Below are 16,523 nucleotides of genomic sequence, written 5' to 3'. Positions count from 1 at the left end.
ATGGAGTCATGGGCAAGAAGAAGTCCGGCCGGGGCGGCGGCAAGGGCGGCGGAGGAACGCCGGCGACGGCCGCGCTGACGGCGGCGGGCGTCGATTTCACTCTGCACGCGTACGATCACGACCCGGCGGCGGCCTCGTACGGCGAGGAGGCGGCCGAGGCGCTCGGCGTGGGACCGGAGCGGGTATTCAAGACGCTGGTGGCGGAGGTCGACGGCGAGCTGACCGTGGCGGTGGTGCCGGTGGCCGGACAGCTGGACCTCAAAGCGCTGGCGGCGGCGGCAGGCGGCAAGCGGGCGACCATGGCGGACCCCGTGGCGGCGGAGCGCACCACGGGCTATGTGCGCGGCGGGATCTCCCCCCTGGGCCAGCGGAAGAGCCTCCCCACGGTGCTGGACGCCACGGCCTCCGCCCACCCCACGATCTGCGTCTCGGCGGGCCGCCGGGGCCTGGAGGCGGAGCTGGCGCCGGGGGACCTGGCGACGCTCACGAAGGCGGTGCTGGCCCCCATCGCCCGCGGCGGCCTCTGAACCGGGCCCGGAGCCCGGGCCGTGTCGGCCCCTGTGGGCCGGGCAGAGCTTGCCGGGAGGGGCACCGGTGCCCCTCCCGGCAAGCTCTGCCCGGTCGCGGCACTAGGCCGGACGGCGGCCGTGGTTGGCACGGTGCCGGCGGGTGCGCCATTTGCGCTTGCGGGTGCGTTTGGACATGGGGTGGACCTCCCGTCCTCGAGCAGCGTCCCTAGGGACTTAGCCGAGGACGGTCCCCGCGTGAACCCCCTGCGGCGGCTGCTCTCCAAACCGGGGCTCAGCCCCGGACCCCGCGCCTCAATCGCCGGCGGGGCTGACGGTGCGGCTCCGTCGCCGGCAGGGCTGACGGTGCGCCTCAGTCGCCGGCAGGGCTTGATGTACGCCCTCGATCCGCCCAGCGAGGCTGGTTGTGCACTCAAGCTCCCCAGCTGCCGCTGGGAGGCGCCGCTGTGGGTGCCTCCGCGGGAGTACCCCCGGTGGAGTCCGGGTGGAGTCAGGGGAGGCGCCAGGGGGAAGCTTGAGGGCACGTCCGAAGGCCGTACCGGGGACAGCGCGGCGCGCACGCCAAGACCGAAGGCCGTACCGGAGACGACGCGGCGCGCACGCCAAGACCGAAGGCCGTACCGGAGACGACGCGGCGCGCACGCCAAGGCGGACGACCGTACCCGGGGACGGCGGCGCGAGGCCGTGGCGTCCCCGGGGGCGCGCCGGCCCCGCACCCGGCAGGGGGTCTGGGGGCGAAGCCCCCGGCTACGGGAACGGCGCCCCGCGCCGAGAAGGGCCTCACGCCCGCTCGGAGCCGTCACCGTCCTGGGACTCGGGAGGGTACGGAGGCCACTCCGGTTCCGGGTCGCGCGGGCCGAAGAGCGCCGTGAGGGCCAGGTGGACCACCATCGCGGCGACCGGCCACGCCAGCAGCGCCCCCCACGCATGGAGCTCCAGATACGCGTCGAACTGAACGCCGTCCCCGACCTCCCGTGCACGCTCGGCCACGTCGCGCGACGGGCCAAGCCAGGTGCCCACGCCCCACGCCAGCAGCGACGCGAGGACGCCGCCAAGGGCCAGCGCGGCGACGAGCAGCACGCCGCCGCGTCTGCGGAAGAAGAAGACGCCGGCCGCGCTCACCGCGCCGAAGCCCAGGGCCAGCAGCGCGAACGTGGCGTCCGCGCCCACCGCGGCCTCGCCCTCCGTGTCGACCAGGAAGACGCTTCCGTCCCGCGCGACCAGCGGCACCCGCGGCGCCAGCCAGAGCCACAGCAACCCCAGGCCCACGCCCGCGAGCGTCACCGCCGCCAGCACGATCCCCGCGTCCCGCAGGTCCGCCCGCACATCCGTGTCCTTGTCCATATCGGCCATGATCAGGGCAGTGGACGGCTCCGGAGGCGATCGCCGGGGGTCGGCGTCGTCGGGGGTCGGCCGATGAGGAGGTGTCAGGGGTGCAGTCACCCGGCCATCGTGCCAAACGAGACGGTGGACCGCCTCACCGGCCGACCGCCCCTCACCGGCCGACCGCCCCTCACCGGACCGCCGCCCGCCGGTACGCCCATGTCGCCACGGTCAGCGACACCACGCCCACCGCCGCGCACACGGTGAGATCCACCGCCACGCCGCCCCAGTCGGGCCGCGCGTCGAAGGTCCTGGCGAGCGCCTCCACACCGTAGGTGGAGGGCAGCAGGTCGCGCGCGTACGTGATCGGTCCGGGCAACCGGTCCGCCGGCAACACGCCCAGCAGCAGCGCCGCGGACATGCCCAGCTGGCCGAGGAGCGTGGCGAGCTCCTGCCGTGGCGCAAGCAGCCCGAGGGCAGCGCCCAGACCGGCGAGCGCCGCCCCCGCGAGCGGGATCACCGCCGCGAGCACCCACAGATGGGTCAGCGGCAGCTGGAACAGCACGCTGCCCGTCACCGCCGTGACGACGGTGCCGGGCACGGTGAAGGAGGCGTATGCGCCGGCAGCGCCGAGCACCACGGCCGCCGGCGGCACCGGGAGGGTGGCGTAGTGGTCCAGGCCGCCGCTGGCCCGCAGCTGCCCGAAGTACTGGGCGAGCAGGTTCAGCGCGACGAACGCGACGACCAGCACGCTGGAGCCCGCCACCACCGCCCGCGCCTCGTCGCCCCCGTCGACGACCCCGCGCATCAGGACCATGATCCCGACGGACTGGAAGGTAGCGACGAAAAGCAGCGGGATGCGGGCGACGCGCGCCCGCGAGAGCTGGGCCCGGTAGACCGCGCCGAGCGCCGGCAGCAGCCGGGCCCGCGGCGCGAGCGGCGCGGCGTCCGCGGGCCCGGCGGCACGCCCGTCGGCCGTCCGTCGTCCGGTCGCCGCCTCGGCGGGTACGACGCTCACGCCTTCACCAGTCCTTCCGTACGTCCGCCGAGGGCCAGGTACACATCCTCCAGGCTGGCCGTCGCCAGGGTGAAGTCGTCGAGGGCCGCGAACGCCGCGCCGCCGGTGACCGCTGCGACGGCGGCCCGCGCCTCGTCGGGTGCGAGTCTGAGCACCCAGCGGCGGCCCGACGCCTGGGCCGACTCACGCAGCGCGGCAACTTCGGGGACGTCCAGGGGGGCGCGCTCGCGCCACACCAGCTCCACCCGCACCTCGCCCGCGACCTCCTCCTTGAGCCCGGCGGGGGTGTCGCAGGCGATGACCCGACCGCGGTCCAGCACGGCGACCCGGTCGAGCACTGTCTCGGCCTCGATGACGTTGTGGGTGACCACCAGGACGGTCGCGCCGCGTTCCGCGCGCCGCCGGTCGACCGCGGCCCAGACGGCGCGCCGGGCGACCGGGTCCATGCCGGTGGTGGGCTCGTCCAGCACCAGCAGCGGCCGCTCCCCCACCAGCGCGGCGGCCACGCAGGCCAGCCGCCGCTGTCCGCCGGACAGCTTCCGCAGGGGCCGTCCGGCCAGCTCCGTCAGACCCAGTTCGCCGAGCACGGCGTCGCGTTCCGCGCGGGCCTCGCGGGCGCCGAGCCCGCGCAGCCGGCCGGTGGTCTCGGCGGCGAGCGCAACGGTCAGCTCGTCGAGCGCCGTGGACTCCTGCCCCAGATAGCCGATGAGCCGCGCGGCGCGCTCCGGGTGGCGTACGAGATCGTGTCCGAGGACCTCGACGCCGCCCGAGTCCGGGCGCATCAGTCCGGTCAGCTGCCGCACGAGGGTGGACTTGCCGGCGCCGTTGGGGCCGAGCAGGCCGAAGATCTCCCCGCGCTCCACATCCAGGCTGATGCCGTCGGTGGCCCGCACTTCGGGGGTGCCGGGCGTGCCCCTTCTGCCGCGCGCGGCGGGGTACGTCTTCACCAGATCCCGCACCACGCACACCGTACTCACGAGGGATGAGCCTACGGGGTCACCGGGGTCACTCCCCCGCCGGGGCGTGCTCGGCTGCCGCCCGTACGTCGACCTCCCGCCAGAATCCCGCCCGGATCGCATAGCGGTCGTGCTCGTCGATCTGGTCGTCCTTGTGGGCGAGCAGCCCGAAGCGCGCCGCGTAGCGCAGCAGTTCGCCGTCGATGCGGTGCGGGATGCGCGGGTACATCGCGGACAGGGTCTGCACATGGCCGAGCTGCCCGGGCTGCCCGGGTTCGGGGGCGTCCGGGAGGCGCTCCATCCAGCGCCGGGCGAAGACCTGTCCGACCTCGAAGGGGTCGCCGCCGACGGTGGTGATGTCCTCCTCGCGGTCGGCCCAGCGCTGCTCGGCGCTGGTGAGTTGCGCGAGGGTGGGCAGCGAGGCGGACTCCGGGGGTTCGCCGAGGGCTCCGCCGCCGGGGCGTTCGACCCAGCCCTTGTCGGAGGACCAGCGCAGCGTGGCGCCGGTCGCGCTCGCGGCGGCGGGCGGCTGCCCGGGGCCGCGCAGGCCGGCGAGGTCCTTGGGGGTGGGGACGCCTTTGGACGCGGCGGACGTCGCGGGTGCGGCGGCCGACGCGCTGCCGTCGGCCGGCGACCGGTCGGCGTGCGAGCCGTTGCGCGCGGCTTCGGCCGCCCGTTCCTGGGAGGCGGCGAGGGCCGATTCGGGAAGCGGGGCGGAGAGGATGGCGGTGATCTCGGGGCGGGTGGCGGGCGGGGGCGCGCAGACGCCGGTGAGCTCCTTGGCCCGTACGGCGCGGGTGATCCACGCCCGGTCCAGCACCCGCCGCTCGTCGGCCTCCGCGACCAGGTCCTCGGACTGGTTGTAGTCGCCGTCGGCCGCCTGCACGGCCCACAGGTGGACGGCGACGCCGTGTTCCTTGGCGGACATCAGGCCGGGCAGCAGATCGCCGTCCCCGGTCACCAGCACCACGTCCGAGCAGGCGCGGTTGCGGGCCAGTTCGGTGAGCTCGGCGTGCATGGCGGCGTCCACGCCCTTCTGCGCCCAGCGGCCGTCGCTGCGGGTGAGGGCGCCGAGCCGGACGGTGACCCGGGGCATCACGCGCAGCCTGCGGTGTTCGGGCTGCGGCACCCGGTCGGGCGCGCCGTCGAACCAGTAGATGCGCAGCAGCGGGCGTTCCGTATCGGTTTCGGCGCGATCGCGCAGACCCTGGATGAGGGCGGTGTGGTCGACGGTGATCCGGGAACGCGCCGGTTCCCCGGCGAGCAGGCTCGCGGCGGCGCCCAGCAGATATCCGGCGTCCACCAGGACGACGCAGCGGTCCACGCGATCCACCCTCTTTCGGGAACTCTGTCGGGGACTTAAGGGAGCGGAGAGGTTCCGGATGAAGGTCCGGACCGGGGATTGTTCCGGGTTTCCTTCGAGTCTGCCCGACCTCCGGAGGGTTAACGGCCGGAACTCGATCATCGGCGTGGCGGATCGAGGGGTTCCAACCCCTTCATCCACCTGTTACACCCAGTAATGATCCAAAATGCAATGGTTCGGTACGTATGTGAATCTGGTCGCGGCCCTGGCCCCGAGGATCCCCAGGAGGCAGCACCATGGCCAAGAACAAGAACAAGAAACAGCCTCAGCGTTCAGCTCAGGCTTCGCAGGCGGAGCGCGGCCAGCAGCAGGCGCAGCAGTCGTCGATGGAGGCCCAGGCCAAGTCGGCGGTCGAGGCGAATCCAGGAGATGTCGCCCGCAAGCACCGGGAGAAGCGCTTCGGCCACAACTGACGGCCGTATGCGCAAGAGGCGCGCCCAGCACTTGGGCGCGCCCCTTGCGCGTACGGCCGTCGGCAGCCGCTACCCGGCCAGACAGGAGGGGCCGAGCAGCACCTTGAGATCGCCGAAGAGGGCCGGATCCGGCTGCACCCGGTGCCGGTCGAGCCGGAGCACGGTGGTCTTGCGCGGCCCTTGGAGCTTGATCCGCACTTCGGTGTTGCCCTTGTGGTGGCTGAGGATCTCACCGAGGCGGCTGACCATCGGCGGGGTGACCTTCACGGTGGGAATGGTCACCACGACCGGGGCGTTGCTGCCCGCCTGGGACAGATCGGGGACCATCAGCTCCATGGCCACCAGCCTGGGGACGTCTTCGCGCTTGTCGAGCCGGCCCTTGACGAAGACGACGGTGTCCTCGACGAGCTGGGTGGAGACCAGTTGGTAGGTGGCGGGGAAGAACATGCACTCGATGGAGCCCGCCAGATCCTCGACGGTGGCGATCGCCCAGGCGTTTCCCTGCTTGGTCATCTTGCGCTGGAGCCCGGAGATGATGCCGCCGATGGTGACGACCGCGCCGTCGGCGTGCTCCCCGCCGGTCAGCTGGGAGATCGCGGCGTCCGTCTTGTCGGCGAGAACGTGTTCGATGCCGAAGAGCGGATGGTCGGAGACATAGAGTCCGAGCATCTCCCGCTCCTGCGCGAGCAGATACGACTTGTCCCACTCGACGTCGGAGAACTCGACGTCGAGGCCGAACCCGGGCTCCTTGCTGTCCTCCTCGCCCATGCCGCCGAAGAGGTCGAACTGGCCCTCGGCCTCCTTGCGCTTGACCGCGACGACATTGTCGATCATCGGCTCGTGGTGGGCGACGAGCCCCTTGCGGCTGTGGCCCATCTCGTCGAACGCGCCGGCCTTGATCAGCGACTCGACGGTCCGCTTGTTGCACACCACGGCCTCGACCTTGTCGAGGAAGTCGGGGAAGGAGGCGTACTTCCCCTTGGACCTGCGGCAGCGGATGATCGATTCCACCACGTTGGCGCCTACGTTCCGCACGGCGGAGAGGCCGAAGAGGATGACGTCGTCGCCCTGGGCGGCGAAGTTCGACTCGGACTCGTTCACATTGGGCGGCAGCACCTTGATGCCCATGCGGCGGCACTCGTTGAGGTAGACCGCCGACTTGTCCTTGTCGTCTTTTACGGAGGTGAGCAGCGCCGCCATGTACTCGGCGGGGTAGTTCGCCTTGAGATAGGCGGTCCAGTAGGTGACCAGTCCGTAGGCGGAGGAGTGGGCCTTGTTGAACGCGTAGCCGGCGAAGGGGACCAGCACATCCCACAGCGCCTGGATGGCTGCGTCGCTGTAGCCGTTCTTGCGGGCGCCGCCCTGGAAGATGGAGAAGTTCTTCTCCAGCTCCTCGGGCTTCTTCTTGCCCATCACCCGGCGGAGGATGTCGGCTTCGCCGAGCGAGTACCCGGCGATGATCTGCGCGGCCTTCTGCACCTGCTCCTGGTAGACGATCAGGCCGTGGGTCAGGCCGAGGACCTCCTTGAGGGGCTCCTCAAGCTCGGGGTGGATCGGGGTGATCTCCTGCTGGCCGTTCTTGCGCAGGGCGTAGTTCGTATGGGAGTTCATTCCCATCGGGCCGGGGCGGTACAGGGCCGAGACGGCGGAGATGTCCTCGAAGTTGTCGGGCTTCATCAGCCGCAGGAGCGAGCGCATCGGCCCGCCGTCGAACTGGAAGACGCCGAGCGTGTCGCCGCGGCACAGCAGCTCGTAGGTCTTGGGGTCGTCCAGCGGGATGGAGAGCAGGTCGAGCTCGACGCCCTTGTTGGCCTGCACCATCTTGACGGCGTCGTCCATGATGGTGAGGTTGCGCAGGCCCAGGAAGTCCATCTTCAGCAGGCCCAGCGACTCACAGCTGGGGTAGTCCCACTGCGTGATGGTGACGCCGTCGGTGTGCCTGACCCAGACCGGGACATGGTCGGTGATCGTTTCACTGGACATGATCACGCCGGCGGCGTGCACGCCCATCTGCCGCACCAGGCCCTCGACGCCCTTGGCGGTGTCGATGACCTTCTTCACGTCCGGCTCGTTCTCGTACATCCCCCGGACCTCTCCGGCCTCCGAGTAGCGGGGGTGGGAGGGGTCGGTGATGCCGTTGAGGTCGATGCCCTTGCCGAGGACGTCGGCCGGCATGGCCTTGGTGATCCGGTCGCCCATCGCGTACGGGTAGCCCAGCACTCGGGCGGAGTCCTTGATGGCGTTCTTGGCCTTGATGGTGCCGTAGGTGCCGATCATGGCGACCTTGTCGGCGCCGTACTTCTCCGTGACATACCGGATCACCTCGACGCGCCGACGCTCGTCGAAGTCGATGTCGACGTCGGGCATCGAGATGCGCTCGGGGTTGAGGAACCGCTCGAAGATCAGCCCGTGCTCGATCGGGTCGAGGTCGGTGATGCCCAGGGCGTAGGCGACGATCGAACCCGCCGCGGAGCCCCGGCCGGGTCCCACCGCGATGCCGTTGTTCTTGGCCCACATGATGAAGTCGGCGACGACGAGGAAGTAGCCGGGGAACCCCATCTGGATGATGACGTCCATCTCGTACTCGGCCTGCTTCTGCCGGTCGTCGGGGACGCCGCCGGGGAAGCGGCGGGCCATGCCGCGGCGGACCTCCTCCTGGAACCAGGTGACCTCGGTGTAGCCCTCGGGCACATCGAACTTGGGCATCAGGTCGCGCTTCTCGAACCAGCCCGCGGTGTCGATCTGCTCGGCGACGAGCAGGGTGTTGCGGCAGCCCTCCTGCCAGGCGTCGGAGGAGTCGACGGCGTACATCTCGTCGGTGGACTTCAGGTAGTAGCCGGTGCCGTCGAACTTGAAGCGGTCGGGGTCGGAGAGGTTCTTGCCCGTCTGGATGCACAGCAGCGCGTCGTGCGCGGACGCCTCGTGCGCGTAGGTGTAGTGCGAGTCATTGGTGACCAGGGGCGGGATGCCGAGCTTCTTGCCGATCTCCAGCAGGCCGTCGCGGACACGGCGCTCGATCTCGATGCCGTGGTCCATCAGCTCCAGGAAGTAGCGGTCCCTGCCGAAGATGTCCTGGTACTCCGAGGCCGCCTTGAGTGCCTCGTCGAACTGGCCGAGGCGGAGCCTGGTCTGCAGTTCTCCCGAGGGGCAGCCGGTGGAGGCGATCAGCCCCTCCGACCACTGGGCGATGGTCTCCTTGTCCATGCGCGGCCACTTCTGCAGCCAGCCCTCGGCATAGGCGTCGGAGGAGAGGCGGAAGAGGTTGTGCAGCCCGGTCTTGCTCGCCGCCCAGATCGTCTTGTGGGTGTAGCCGCCGGAACCGGAGACGTCGTCCCTCTTCTGGTGCGGCTGGCCCCACTGGATCTTGCGCTTGGTGCGCCGGGACTCGGGGGCGACATAGGCCTCGATGCCGATGATCGGCGTCACACCGGCCTTCGCAGCCTGGTGGAAGAAGTCATACGCGCCGTGGAGGTTGCCATGGTCGGTCATGGCGATATGGGTCATGCCCATCTCATTGCAGGCGTTGAACATGTCCTTGAGCCGCGCCGCACCGTCCAGCAGCGAGTACTGGGTGTGCACATGCAGGTGTGTGAACGGGGGCTTGTCGGACGGTGCTGCCACGGCGGAGGCCTCCAGCAAAGCGGTCGATGGCGGGCTGCGGTCACTCGAGGGGACAGCGCTGAAGTCTACGTCGCACCACTGACATCCGTGGGGCACTCCGGTTGGCCCTCGCGCGTTGGGAGGGCGGAACAGCTGTCCCCTACGTCACGCTCCGGGAGGCACCCAGCGATGTCGGTCCACTGGCTGGGCTGGACGGAGCTGGACGGCTGCGGCCAGCTGGTCGCCGAGGTCTCTCCGTACGCCGTGGATCTGGACTGGTCGGACACCGACGACCCGGCGGAGATCGCCGCGACCGTAGCCGACCTGGGCCGGGCGACGGCCACGATGCACGCGGCGGCGGACGACGACGAGAGCGGGCATTCGCTGGTGCCATTCTCCACGGAGCGGGCGATCGACGCGGCGGTCGCGGCCGACGAGGACGGCTTTGGCGAGCTGCTGGTCGACTTCGCCCACCGCTATGGCGCACGGGCGCGCGCGGACCACCAGATCTTCGTCGACCTGTTCCGTAACGGAAGGATTCCGGGACTGTAGGAAGGCCGGATCCTTAGGGACCGCTTATCTGGGGGCATGGCAGACTCACCGGCGATGGACATATCAGGGGTGCAGCTCAGGGGGGTCCGGGCAGCGGTCTTCACGGCGGTGACCGTGACGCTGTCCGCGGCCTCCCATGTGCTGCTCTCCGGCGTTCCGCTTCCGCTCGGGACGCTCGCCCTCGTCGCGGCCTGCGTGTTCCTGGCGGCCTTCGCGCTCTTCGGCCGGGAGCGCGGCTTCTGGCGGATCGCGGGGCTGCTGGTCCCGCTGGAGCTGGCGGCGGACACCGTCTTCACCGCCGGCCAGCACGTCTGCTACGGCCCGGCCGGCGGGCCGGTCGCAGGTTCGCTGCGCTCGGTCGGCTTGGATGTGCTGTGCGGCGGCGGGGACATGGGCGCCTCGCTGCCCGCGGTGGCGGCCGCCGACCGGCGTGCGGCCGATCTGCTGCACTCCGCGGACCCCGCGCTGCCCTGGCTGCTGCTCGCCGCCCATGTCTCGGTCGGGCTGCTGGCGGCGGCCTGGCTGCGGCGCGGCGAGGCGGCGCTGGCCGCGCTGGTCCGGGCGGCCGGCGTGCTGGCGTTCCGCCCGCTGCTGTGCGCGGTCGCCGCGATGGGCGCGGGCTCGCTGCTGGCGTCCGTATGCCGGGCTGCCCGTCCGCACCGGGGCGGGCCGCCGATGTGCCGCGCCCGCGCCCTGGTGCACTCCGTGGGACGGAGGGGACCGCCGCACGCCGTCGCGGCCTGCGTCTGACGCCCCGCGTCCGGCCTTCCCCTCTTTCCCACCTTTTTCTTCCACACCCCCACACGGAGTGAATCGATCATGAGTGCACGCAACAGCCAGGCCAACAAGGCGGCGGCCCGCGAGCGGCTGCGCCAGGAGCGCGAGCGCCAGGCCAAGCGGGACAAGGTCCGCCGTCAGCTGATCGTCGCCGGCTCGACCGTCGCGGTCCTCGCGCTGGCCGGCGGCATCGGCTACGCGGTGGTGCAGGCCACCAAGCCGGGCGCCTGGGAGGCCGCCAAGGACAAGGAGCTGGTCAAGCCCGCCAACTCGGAGGGCGACAAGGGCACCACCATCAAGATCGGCAGCGGCAAGTCCGTCGTCGACGTCTACGAGGACCTGCGCTGCCCGGCCTGTGCCGCCTTCGAGCAGAGCACCGGCGAGACCATCAAGAAGGCCGCCGGGGACGACAAGATCACGCTCAAGGTCCACCTCGGCGACATCATCGACGGCAACCTCGGCGGCAGCGGCTCCAAGAACGCCATCAGCGCGCTGGGCGCGGCGCTCAATGTGAGCACGGACGCGTTCCTCGAGTACCACTCGCAGCTCTACTCCGCGAAGCACCACCCGGCCGAGACCGCGGACGAGTTCGCCGAGGACTCGTACCTCCTCGACGTGGCGAAGGACGTCGACGCGCTGAAGGACAACGCCTCGTTCAAGGACGCCGTGGAGAAGGGCACCTACGACAAGTGGGCGCTGGAGATGATCGACGACTTCAAGAACTCGGAGATCCGCGGCACTCCCACGATCCGCATCGACGGCAAGGACGTCGACCAGCGGGCGCTTCCCGCGGAGCTGAAGAAGCTCGGCGTCGGGTGACCGACTCCGCTTAGCGGTTCGCAGCGCACAGCGAGCAGCCCCCCGGACCGCCGGGGGGCTGCTCGCGCGTTCCGGATGGCCAAAACGGCAAGCTGTACGGCGACTTACGGCTCCGCGAATTCTGTCCGGTCCCTCGCCTTCTCGACGTACTGGTCAGTAGTCTTTCCGGCCGTGACCCATAGGATTGAGTCAACTCCGAGCCGCCGCACGGTCGTCAAGGCCGCTGCCGCCACTGCTGTCGTCGCCGCTCCCTCTCTTGCGGCCGCCGCGTCGTCCACGGCCGCGTACGCCGTGGACCAGGGCCCCTCGTTCCGTCATGGCGTCGCCTCGGGCGACCCCCTTCCCGACGGCGTACTGCTGTGGACCCGTGTCACCCCCACCCCCGACGCCGTTCCGGGCTCGGGCAGGGGGCCGGACACCGAGGTCCGCTGGGAGGTCGCGGAGGACAAGGGCTTCTCCCGGGTGGTCGCCCGGGGCTCGGCCACCTCCAAGGCGGCCGCCGACCACACCGTCAAGGTGGACGTAAGGGGTTTGAGCCAAGCGACCGACTATTACTTCCGCTTCCTCGCGGGGAGCGCCGTCTCCCCCGCGGGCCGCACCCGCACCGCCCCCGCCGCGGATTCCGCGGCCCCGGGGGTGCGTTTCGGCGTGGTCTCCTGCGCCAACTGGGAGGCCGGCTACTTCTCCGCGTACCGCCGGCTCGCCGCCCGTTCCGACCTCGACGCCGTGCTCCACCTCGGCGACTACATCTACGAGTACGCCACCGGGGGCTTCCCCGCGGAGGACAAGGTCGTCAGGCAGCACGAGCCGAAGCACGAGATCCTCACGCTCGCCGACTACCGGCTGCGCCACGGCACGTACAAGACCGACCCGGATCTGCAGGCCGTGCACGCCGCGCATCCGCTGATAGCCATCTGGGACGACCACGAGGTAGCCAACGACGCCTGGTCGGGCGGCGCGGAGAACCACACCCCGGGCGCGGAGGGCGACTGGGCGGCGCGCGCCGCCGCCGCGCGCCAGGCGTACTTCGAGTGGATGCCGGTGCGCGCCTCCACCGAGGGCACGGTCTACCGCCGGCTGCGCTTCGGCAGACTCGCCGATCTGCATCTGCTCGATCTGCGCTCCTTCCGCTCGCAGCAGTCGTCGTTCGGCAGCGGCGACGTCGACGATCCGGACCGCACCATCACGGGCCGCGCCCAGCTCGACTGGCTGAAGGCGGGCCTGGCGTCCTCCGACGCCTCGTGGAAGCTGGTGGGCACCTCGGTGATGATCTCGCCGGTCGCCTTCGGCTCGGTGCCCTCCTATCTGCTGGAGCCGATCGCCGAGCTGCTGGGGCTGCCCAAGGAGGGGCTGGCCCTGAACGTCGACCAGTGGGACGGCTATACGGACGACCGCAAGGAGCTGCTGGCCCATCTGACGGAGCGCGGCATCGAGAACACCGTGTTCCTGACCGGCGACATCCACATGGCGTGGGCGAACGACGTCCCGGTCAAGGCCGCGACCTACCCGTGGTCCTCATCCGCGGCCACCGAGTTCGTCGTCACCTCGGTGACGTCCGACAATCTGGACGACTTCCTCGGCGTCCCGGAGAACACCGTCTCCCTCATCGCCTCCGCGGCCGTCAAGGCCGCCAACCGCCATGTGAAGTGGGTCGACATGGACCACCACGGCTACGGCGTGCTCGACGTCACCGCCGAGCGCTCGCAGATGGACTACTACGTCCTGTCCGACCGCACCGATCCCGACGCGACCGCCAAGTGGACCCGGTCCTACCGGACGCGCTCCGGCACCCAGCGCGTCGAGCGCGTGTACCACCCGGTTCGCTGAGTGTTCACATTCGGCCATACCGCCGTGTGTTAACAGTCGATCACATCGCTACGGCGGGTGGTGCGTTCCGCGTCCCGAATGCGGACACACCACCCGCCGTTGTTTCCGCCTTTGTTACGTCCCTTGGCTCAAACCTCGGAACGTCCAGAAGTTTTCTACCGAATAACCCGTTTCACCGCAGGATCGATTGGGCCAGATCACTTCTCATCGACGTCTGGCATGGCCACGTAATCTCCCCGCCACGACGAGGAAAACCTCGTCCCAACCCCCCGCGAGGAGCCAGCATGCGTGTGCTTGCCCGAATATCCCCCCGTCTGCGCCGCAGAGCGCTCGGCACCGCCGTCATGGCCGGAACCCTGGCGTTCGTCCCCCTGTCGGCCCCGTCCGGAGTCGCCGCCGCCCAGCCGTCGGCGACGGCTGCGGAGGAGTGCGTCGAGGGCGCGGACGAGCACGGCGGCGCACCCGCCTCCGCGGCCCGCGAGTCACGGCCCGGCAGCGCACACGCCAATGAGCCCAACGAGGTCAGCGCGGCCAAGGCGAAAGCGATGGAGGCGGACCTCAGAAAGAAGCTCGACGCGATACGGACCAACGCCCGCGGGCTCACCGCTCCGGCCGGTGTGACCACCGTCCCCGTCTACTTCCACGTCATCCACGACGGCACGACCGGCAAGCTCACGGCCGCCGACATCGGCAGGCAGATGCAGGTGCTCAACTCGGCCTTCGGCGGCGAGGGCGAAGGCAACGCCGACTCCCGCTTCCAGTTCTCGCTGGAGGGTACGGACTACACGGACAACGCGTCCTGGTACAGCGGCCTGGCGCCCGGCTCGGCCGAGGAGGCCGCCATGAAGTCCTCCCTGCGCCGAGGCGGCGCGGGCACGCTGAACTTCTACACCGCCAACCTCAGCGACGGGCTCCTCGGCTGGGCCACCTTCCCGACCGACTACCGGTCCCACCCGAAGGACGACGGCGTGGTCGTCCTCGACGAGTCGCTCCCCGGCGGCTCGGCCGGCAACTACAACGAGGGTGACACCGGCACACACGAAGTCGGCCACTGGATGGGCCTGTACCACACCTTCCAGGGCGGCTGCAATGGCAGGGGCGACTACGTCGACGACACCGCGCCCGAGGCGAGCCCGGCGTTCGAGTGCCCGACAGGCCGTGACTCCTGCACCCGCAAGCCCGGTGTGGACCCGATCCACAACTTCATGGACTACACCTACGACTCCTGCATGTACCAGTTCACCTCGGGCCAGGTGCAGCGGATGCAGGAGCACTGGGCCGCGTACCGGTCGAGCTGACCGTGCCGCAGGCCGCCGGGCGTCCTCTGACCTGACGCCATGAGTGCGCCGGGGGACGTGATCGACGAGAGGTTCGAGCTGCGGGAACGGCTCGGCAGCGGCGGGGCGGGCACCGTATGGCGGGCCCGGGGCGCCGCCCTGCACCGCGAAGCGGGCCTCAAGCAGGTGCGTCCCCCGGAACCGGCCGGCCTCCGACGCGGGCCTCCGACGCGGGCCTCCACGGCCTGGCCGACAGCCGGGCCGCACGGCTCGCCTCCGTCCCCCAGTCGTCGGGCAGGGCCGCCCGCGAGCGCCGGGCCAGGGCCCCGCGCGACAAGGATGTTGACGGCGACCGCTAGAGGGTGGCGAGGAAGCCCAGCGCCGTACGCCAGGTCAGATCGGCGGCGGCCGCGTCGTAGTCCGGGAGGTCCGGGTCGGTGTAGAGGTGCCCCGCCCCCTGATAGCGGTAGATCTCCACATCGGCCCCGGTCCGCTGCATTTGCAGATACCACGCATTCAGCCAGTCGTCGGGCTCGAACGGGTCCGGGGACGCGATGTGCAGCTGTACGGGCAGTTCGTCGGCCCTCGCCTCCTCCGCCAGGTCCGAGGTGCCGTGCAGGAGCAGCAGCCCGCACGCCTTCTCGTCGCCCAGGGCCAGGTTCTGCGCGATCGCCGCGCCCAGCGAGAACCCGGCGTACACCAGCCCTTCGTCCGAGTGCGGGGCGGCCGCCGCGATCGCCCTGTGAAGCAGCTCCTCCTTGCCGATCCGGTCCTTGATCGCACGGCCCGCCTCGACGGATTCGGCGGTTTGACCTTCGTACAGGTCGGGCACGCGCACCTGGTGCCCGGCGGCACGCAGCCGGTCCGCCGCCGCGTGAACGGCCGGGCGCAGACCGTAGACCGAATGGAAAAGCATGATGTTCATTCGGCCATCCTGCCAGTTAGTTTCGGAGCCATGGAGAACGTCCTGCGCCCCCTGGGCGTCGTCGGCGGCTCGGTCGTCCTCACCCTGCTGCTCGGCTGGGTCGTGGACCGGCTGCTGCGCCGCGCCGACGCCCGCCACCCCGAGACCCCCCTGTGGGATCTGCTGCGCCGCTGCCGGCTGCCCCTCCAGGTGGTCGTGCTCACCGTGCTGCTGCGCGCGTCCTACCTGCAGATCCACTGGGAGTGGATCCAAGACCACCGGGCGGGCATCGGCCATGCCCTGACCCTGGTGCTGATCGCGGCCGGGGCCTGGCTGGTGGTGCGGATCATCTCGGCGGCCGTGGAGTCGACGTACGCCCGCTATGCGGCCACGACACGCGACACGGCCCGGCTGCGGCGGGTGCGCACCCAGGTCACGCTGCTGATGCGGGTCGTCACGGCGCTGATCGTGGTGGTGGCGATCGCGTCGATGCTGCTGACCTTCCCGGGCATGGAGAAGTTCGGGGCGTCGGTGCTGGCTTCTGCGGGCATCATCGGCATCATCGCGGGCGTCGCCGCCCAGTCCACGCTGGGGAACCTCTTCTCCGGCTTCCAGATCGCCTTCGGCGACATGGTGCGCATCGGGGACACGGTGGTGGTGGACGGGGAGTGGGGCGTCATCGAGGAGGTGACGCTGACATTCCTGTCCGTGCGGACCTGGGACGAGCGGCGCATCACGATGCCGGTGTCCTACTTCACCAGCAAGCCGTTCGAGAACTGGTCGCGCGTCAGCCCCGAGATGACGGGCACCGTCTTCTTCCATCTCGACCACCGTGCGCCGGTCGCCCTGATGCGCGAGAAGCTGCGCGAGATCCTCGGGGAGTGCGCGGCGTGGGACGGCCGCGGCTGGAGTCTGGTCGTCACGGACACCACGCCGAACACGATGCAGGTGCGGGCGATGATGACGGCGAAGGACGGGAACGACATCTGGACGGCGCGGTGCGAGGTGCGGGAGCGGATGATCACCTGGCTCGCCGAGGAACACCCCTACGCGCTCCCGCGCATCGCGACGGCCTCCGCCGTGGAGCCTCCCGAGTCGCCCGGGCCGGCGGGCTCTTCGGGCGGCCCCCCGCCGCCGGTCCCGAGCCGCGACTGAAGCCGCCGCAGG

14 protein-coding genes are annotated in these 16,523 nt (G+C 70.8%); 8 read left to right on the top strand and 6 right to left on the bottom strand.

The window, feature by feature from the left end; all coding sequences use genetic code 11:
- Positions 1-8 precede the first annotated feature (8 nt).
- Positions 9-527 (top strand): Cys-tRNA(Pro) deacylase, encoded by a 519-nt coding sequence (ybaK, locus tag QCN29_RS14240; RefSeq protein WP_279928284.1) that lies wholly within the window; start codon positions 9-11, stop codon positions 525-527.
- A 780-nt stretch (positions 528-1,307) separates the two neighbouring features.
- Here the strand turns inward: ybaK and QCN29_RS14235 are convergent.
- The 4 genes from QCN29_RS14235 to QCN29_RS14220 all read right to left on the bottom strand — a co-directional run bounded on the left by QCN29_RS14235 (position 1,308) and on the right by QCN29_RS14220 (position 5,157).
- Positions 1,308-1,970 carry a hypothetical protein gene (locus tag QCN29_RS14235; RefSeq protein WP_279928282.1) on the bottom strand — a complete coding sequence of 221 codons (663 nt, stop codon included), beginning with the start codon at positions 1,968-1,970 and terminating at the stop codon, positions 1,308-1,310.
- 70 nt (positions 1,971-2,040) lie between these two features.
- Complete coding sequence (locus QCN29_RS14230; protein WP_279928281.1) at positions 2,041-2,868, bottom strand: ABC transporter permease; 828 nt, start codon at positions 2,866-2,868, stop codon at positions 2,041-2,043.
- A complete protein-coding gene (locus QCN29_RS14225) occupies positions 2,865-3,836 on the bottom strand; it encodes an ABC transporter ATP-binding protein (protein WP_279928414.1) in 972 nt (323 codons plus the stop codon). The genes QCN29_RS14230 and QCN29_RS14225 overlap by 4 nt, the downstream gene beginning before the upstream one ends.
- A 37-nt stretch (positions 3,837-3,873) precedes the next feature.
- On the bottom strand, positions 3,874-5,157 hold the full coding sequence (locus tag QCN29_RS14220; RefSeq protein WP_279928280.1) for an NYN domain-containing protein: 1,284 nt from the start codon (positions 5,155-5,157) through the stop codon (positions 3,874-3,876).
- Between the two features lie 266 nt (positions 5,158-5,423).
- Between QCN29_RS14220 and QCN29_RS14215 the strand changes: the two genes are divergently transcribed.
- Positions 5,424-5,600 (top strand): hypothetical protein, encoded by a 177-nt coding sequence (locus QCN29_RS14215; protein WP_279928277.1) that lies wholly within the window; start codon positions 5,424-5,426, stop codon positions 5,598-5,600.
- A 69-nt stretch (positions 5,601-5,669) separates the two neighbouring features.
- Here the strand turns inward: QCN29_RS14215 and dnaE are convergent, their stop codons facing one another.
- Positions 5,670-9,221 carry a DNA polymerase III subunit alpha gene (gene dnaE / locus QCN29_RS14210; protein ID WP_398859202.1) on the bottom strand — a complete coding sequence of 1,184 codons (3,552 nt, stop codon included), beginning with the start codon at positions 9,219-9,221 and terminating at the stop codon, positions 5,670-5,672.
- Here dnaE and QCN29_RS36840 point away from each other — a divergent pair.
- The 5 genes from QCN29_RS36840 (at position 9,180) to QCN29_RS14185 (ending at position 14,473) form a co-directional block, all read left to right on the top strand.
- On the top strand, positions 9,180-9,752 hold the full coding sequence (locus tag QCN29_RS36840; protein WP_318036710.1) for a DUF2252 family protein: 573 nt from the start codon (positions 9,180-9,182) through the stop codon (positions 9,750-9,752). The two genes, dnaE and QCN29_RS36840, sit on opposite strands and share 42 nt — an antisense overlap.
- A gap of 54 nt (positions 9,753-9,806) precedes the next feature.
- Positions 9,807-10,502, top strand: a complete 696-nt coding sequence (locus tag QCN29_RS14200; protein ID WP_279928411.1) for a hypothetical protein — start codon at positions 9,807-9,809, stop codon at positions 10,500-10,502.
- A gap of 69 nt (positions 10,503-10,571) precedes the next feature.
- Positions 10,572-11,348 carry a thioredoxin domain-containing protein gene (locus QCN29_RS14195; protein ID WP_279928276.1) on the top strand — a complete coding sequence of 259 codons (777 nt, stop codon included), beginning with the start codon at positions 10,572-10,574 and terminating at the stop codon, positions 11,346-11,348.
- Positions 11,349-11,519: 171 nt separating this feature from the next.
- Positions 11,520-13,175: an alkaline phosphatase D family protein gene (locus tag QCN29_RS14190; protein WP_279928274.1), complete on the top strand. Its 1,656-nt coding sequence runs from the start codon at positions 11,520-11,522 to the stop codon at positions 13,173-13,175.
- A 284-nt stretch (positions 13,176-13,459) separates the two neighbouring features.
- Positions 13,460-14,473 (top strand): zinc metalloprotease, encoded by a 1,014-nt coding sequence (locus QCN29_RS14185; RefSeq protein WP_279928272.1) that lies wholly within the window; start codon positions 13,460-13,462, stop codon positions 14,471-14,473.
- A 334-nt stretch (positions 14,474-14,807) separates the two neighbouring features.
- Here QCN29_RS14185 and QCN29_RS14180 read toward each other — a convergent pair whose 3' ends face one another.
- Positions 14,808-15,377, bottom strand: a complete 570-nt coding sequence (locus QCN29_RS14180) for a dienelactone hydrolase family protein (protein ID WP_279928271.1) — start codon at positions 15,375-15,377, stop codon at positions 14,808-14,810.
- 30 nt (positions 15,378-15,407) lie between these two features.
- On the opposite strand from QCN29_RS14180, the gene QCN29_RS14175 reads away from it, so the two are divergent.
- On the top strand, positions 15,408-16,511 hold the full coding sequence (locus tag QCN29_RS14175) for a mechanosensitive ion channel family protein (RefSeq protein WP_279928270.1): 1,104 nt from the start codon (positions 15,408-15,410) through the stop codon (positions 16,509-16,511).
- Positions 16,512-16,523: the final 12 nt, after the last annotated feature.

Source organism: Streptomyces chengmaiensis (genome assembly GCF_029846775.1).
In the GTDB taxonomy this organism is placed as follows: domain Bacteria; phylum Actinomycetota; class Actinomycetes; order Streptomycetales; family Streptomycetaceae; genus Streptomyces; species Streptomyces chengmaiensis.
This window is presented reverse-complemented; position numbering and strand designations above follow the sequence as displayed.

Excerpts from the sequence above, each read along its gene's own strand:
- QCN29_RS14175 (WP_279928270.1), top strand. The coding sequence starts at position 15,408 with ATGGAGAACGTCCTGCGCCCCCTGGGCGTCGTCGGCGGCTCGGTCGTC.
- QCN29_RS14180 (WP_279928271.1), bottom strand. The coding sequence starts at position 15,377 with ATGAACATCATGCTTTTCCATTCGGTCTACGGTCTGCGCCCGGCCGTT.
- QCN29_RS14185 (WP_279928272.1), top strand. The coding sequence starts at position 13,460 with ATGCGTGTGCTTGCCCGAATATCCCCCCGTCTGCGCCGCAGAGCGCTC.
- QCN29_RS14215 (WP_279928277.1), top strand. The coding sequence starts at position 5,424 with ATGGCCAAGAACAAGAACAAGAAACAGCCTCAGCGTTCAGCTCAGGCT.
- QCN29_RS14200 (WP_279928411.1), top strand. The coding sequence starts at position 9,807 with ATGGACATATCAGGGGTGCAGCTCAGGGGGGTCCGGGCAGCGGTCTTC.
- ybaK (WP_279928284.1), top strand. The coding sequence starts at position 9 with ATGGGCAAGAAGAAGTCCGGCCGGGGCGGCGGCAAGGGCGGCGGAGGA.
- QCN29_RS14195 (WP_279928276.1), top strand. The coding sequence starts at position 10,572 with ATGAGTGCACGCAACAGCCAGGCCAACAAGGCGGCGGCCCGCGAGCGG.
- QCN29_RS36840 (WP_318036710.1), top strand. The coding sequence starts at position 9,180 with ATGCAGGTGTGTGAACGGGGGCTTGTCGGACGGTGCTGCCACGGCGGA.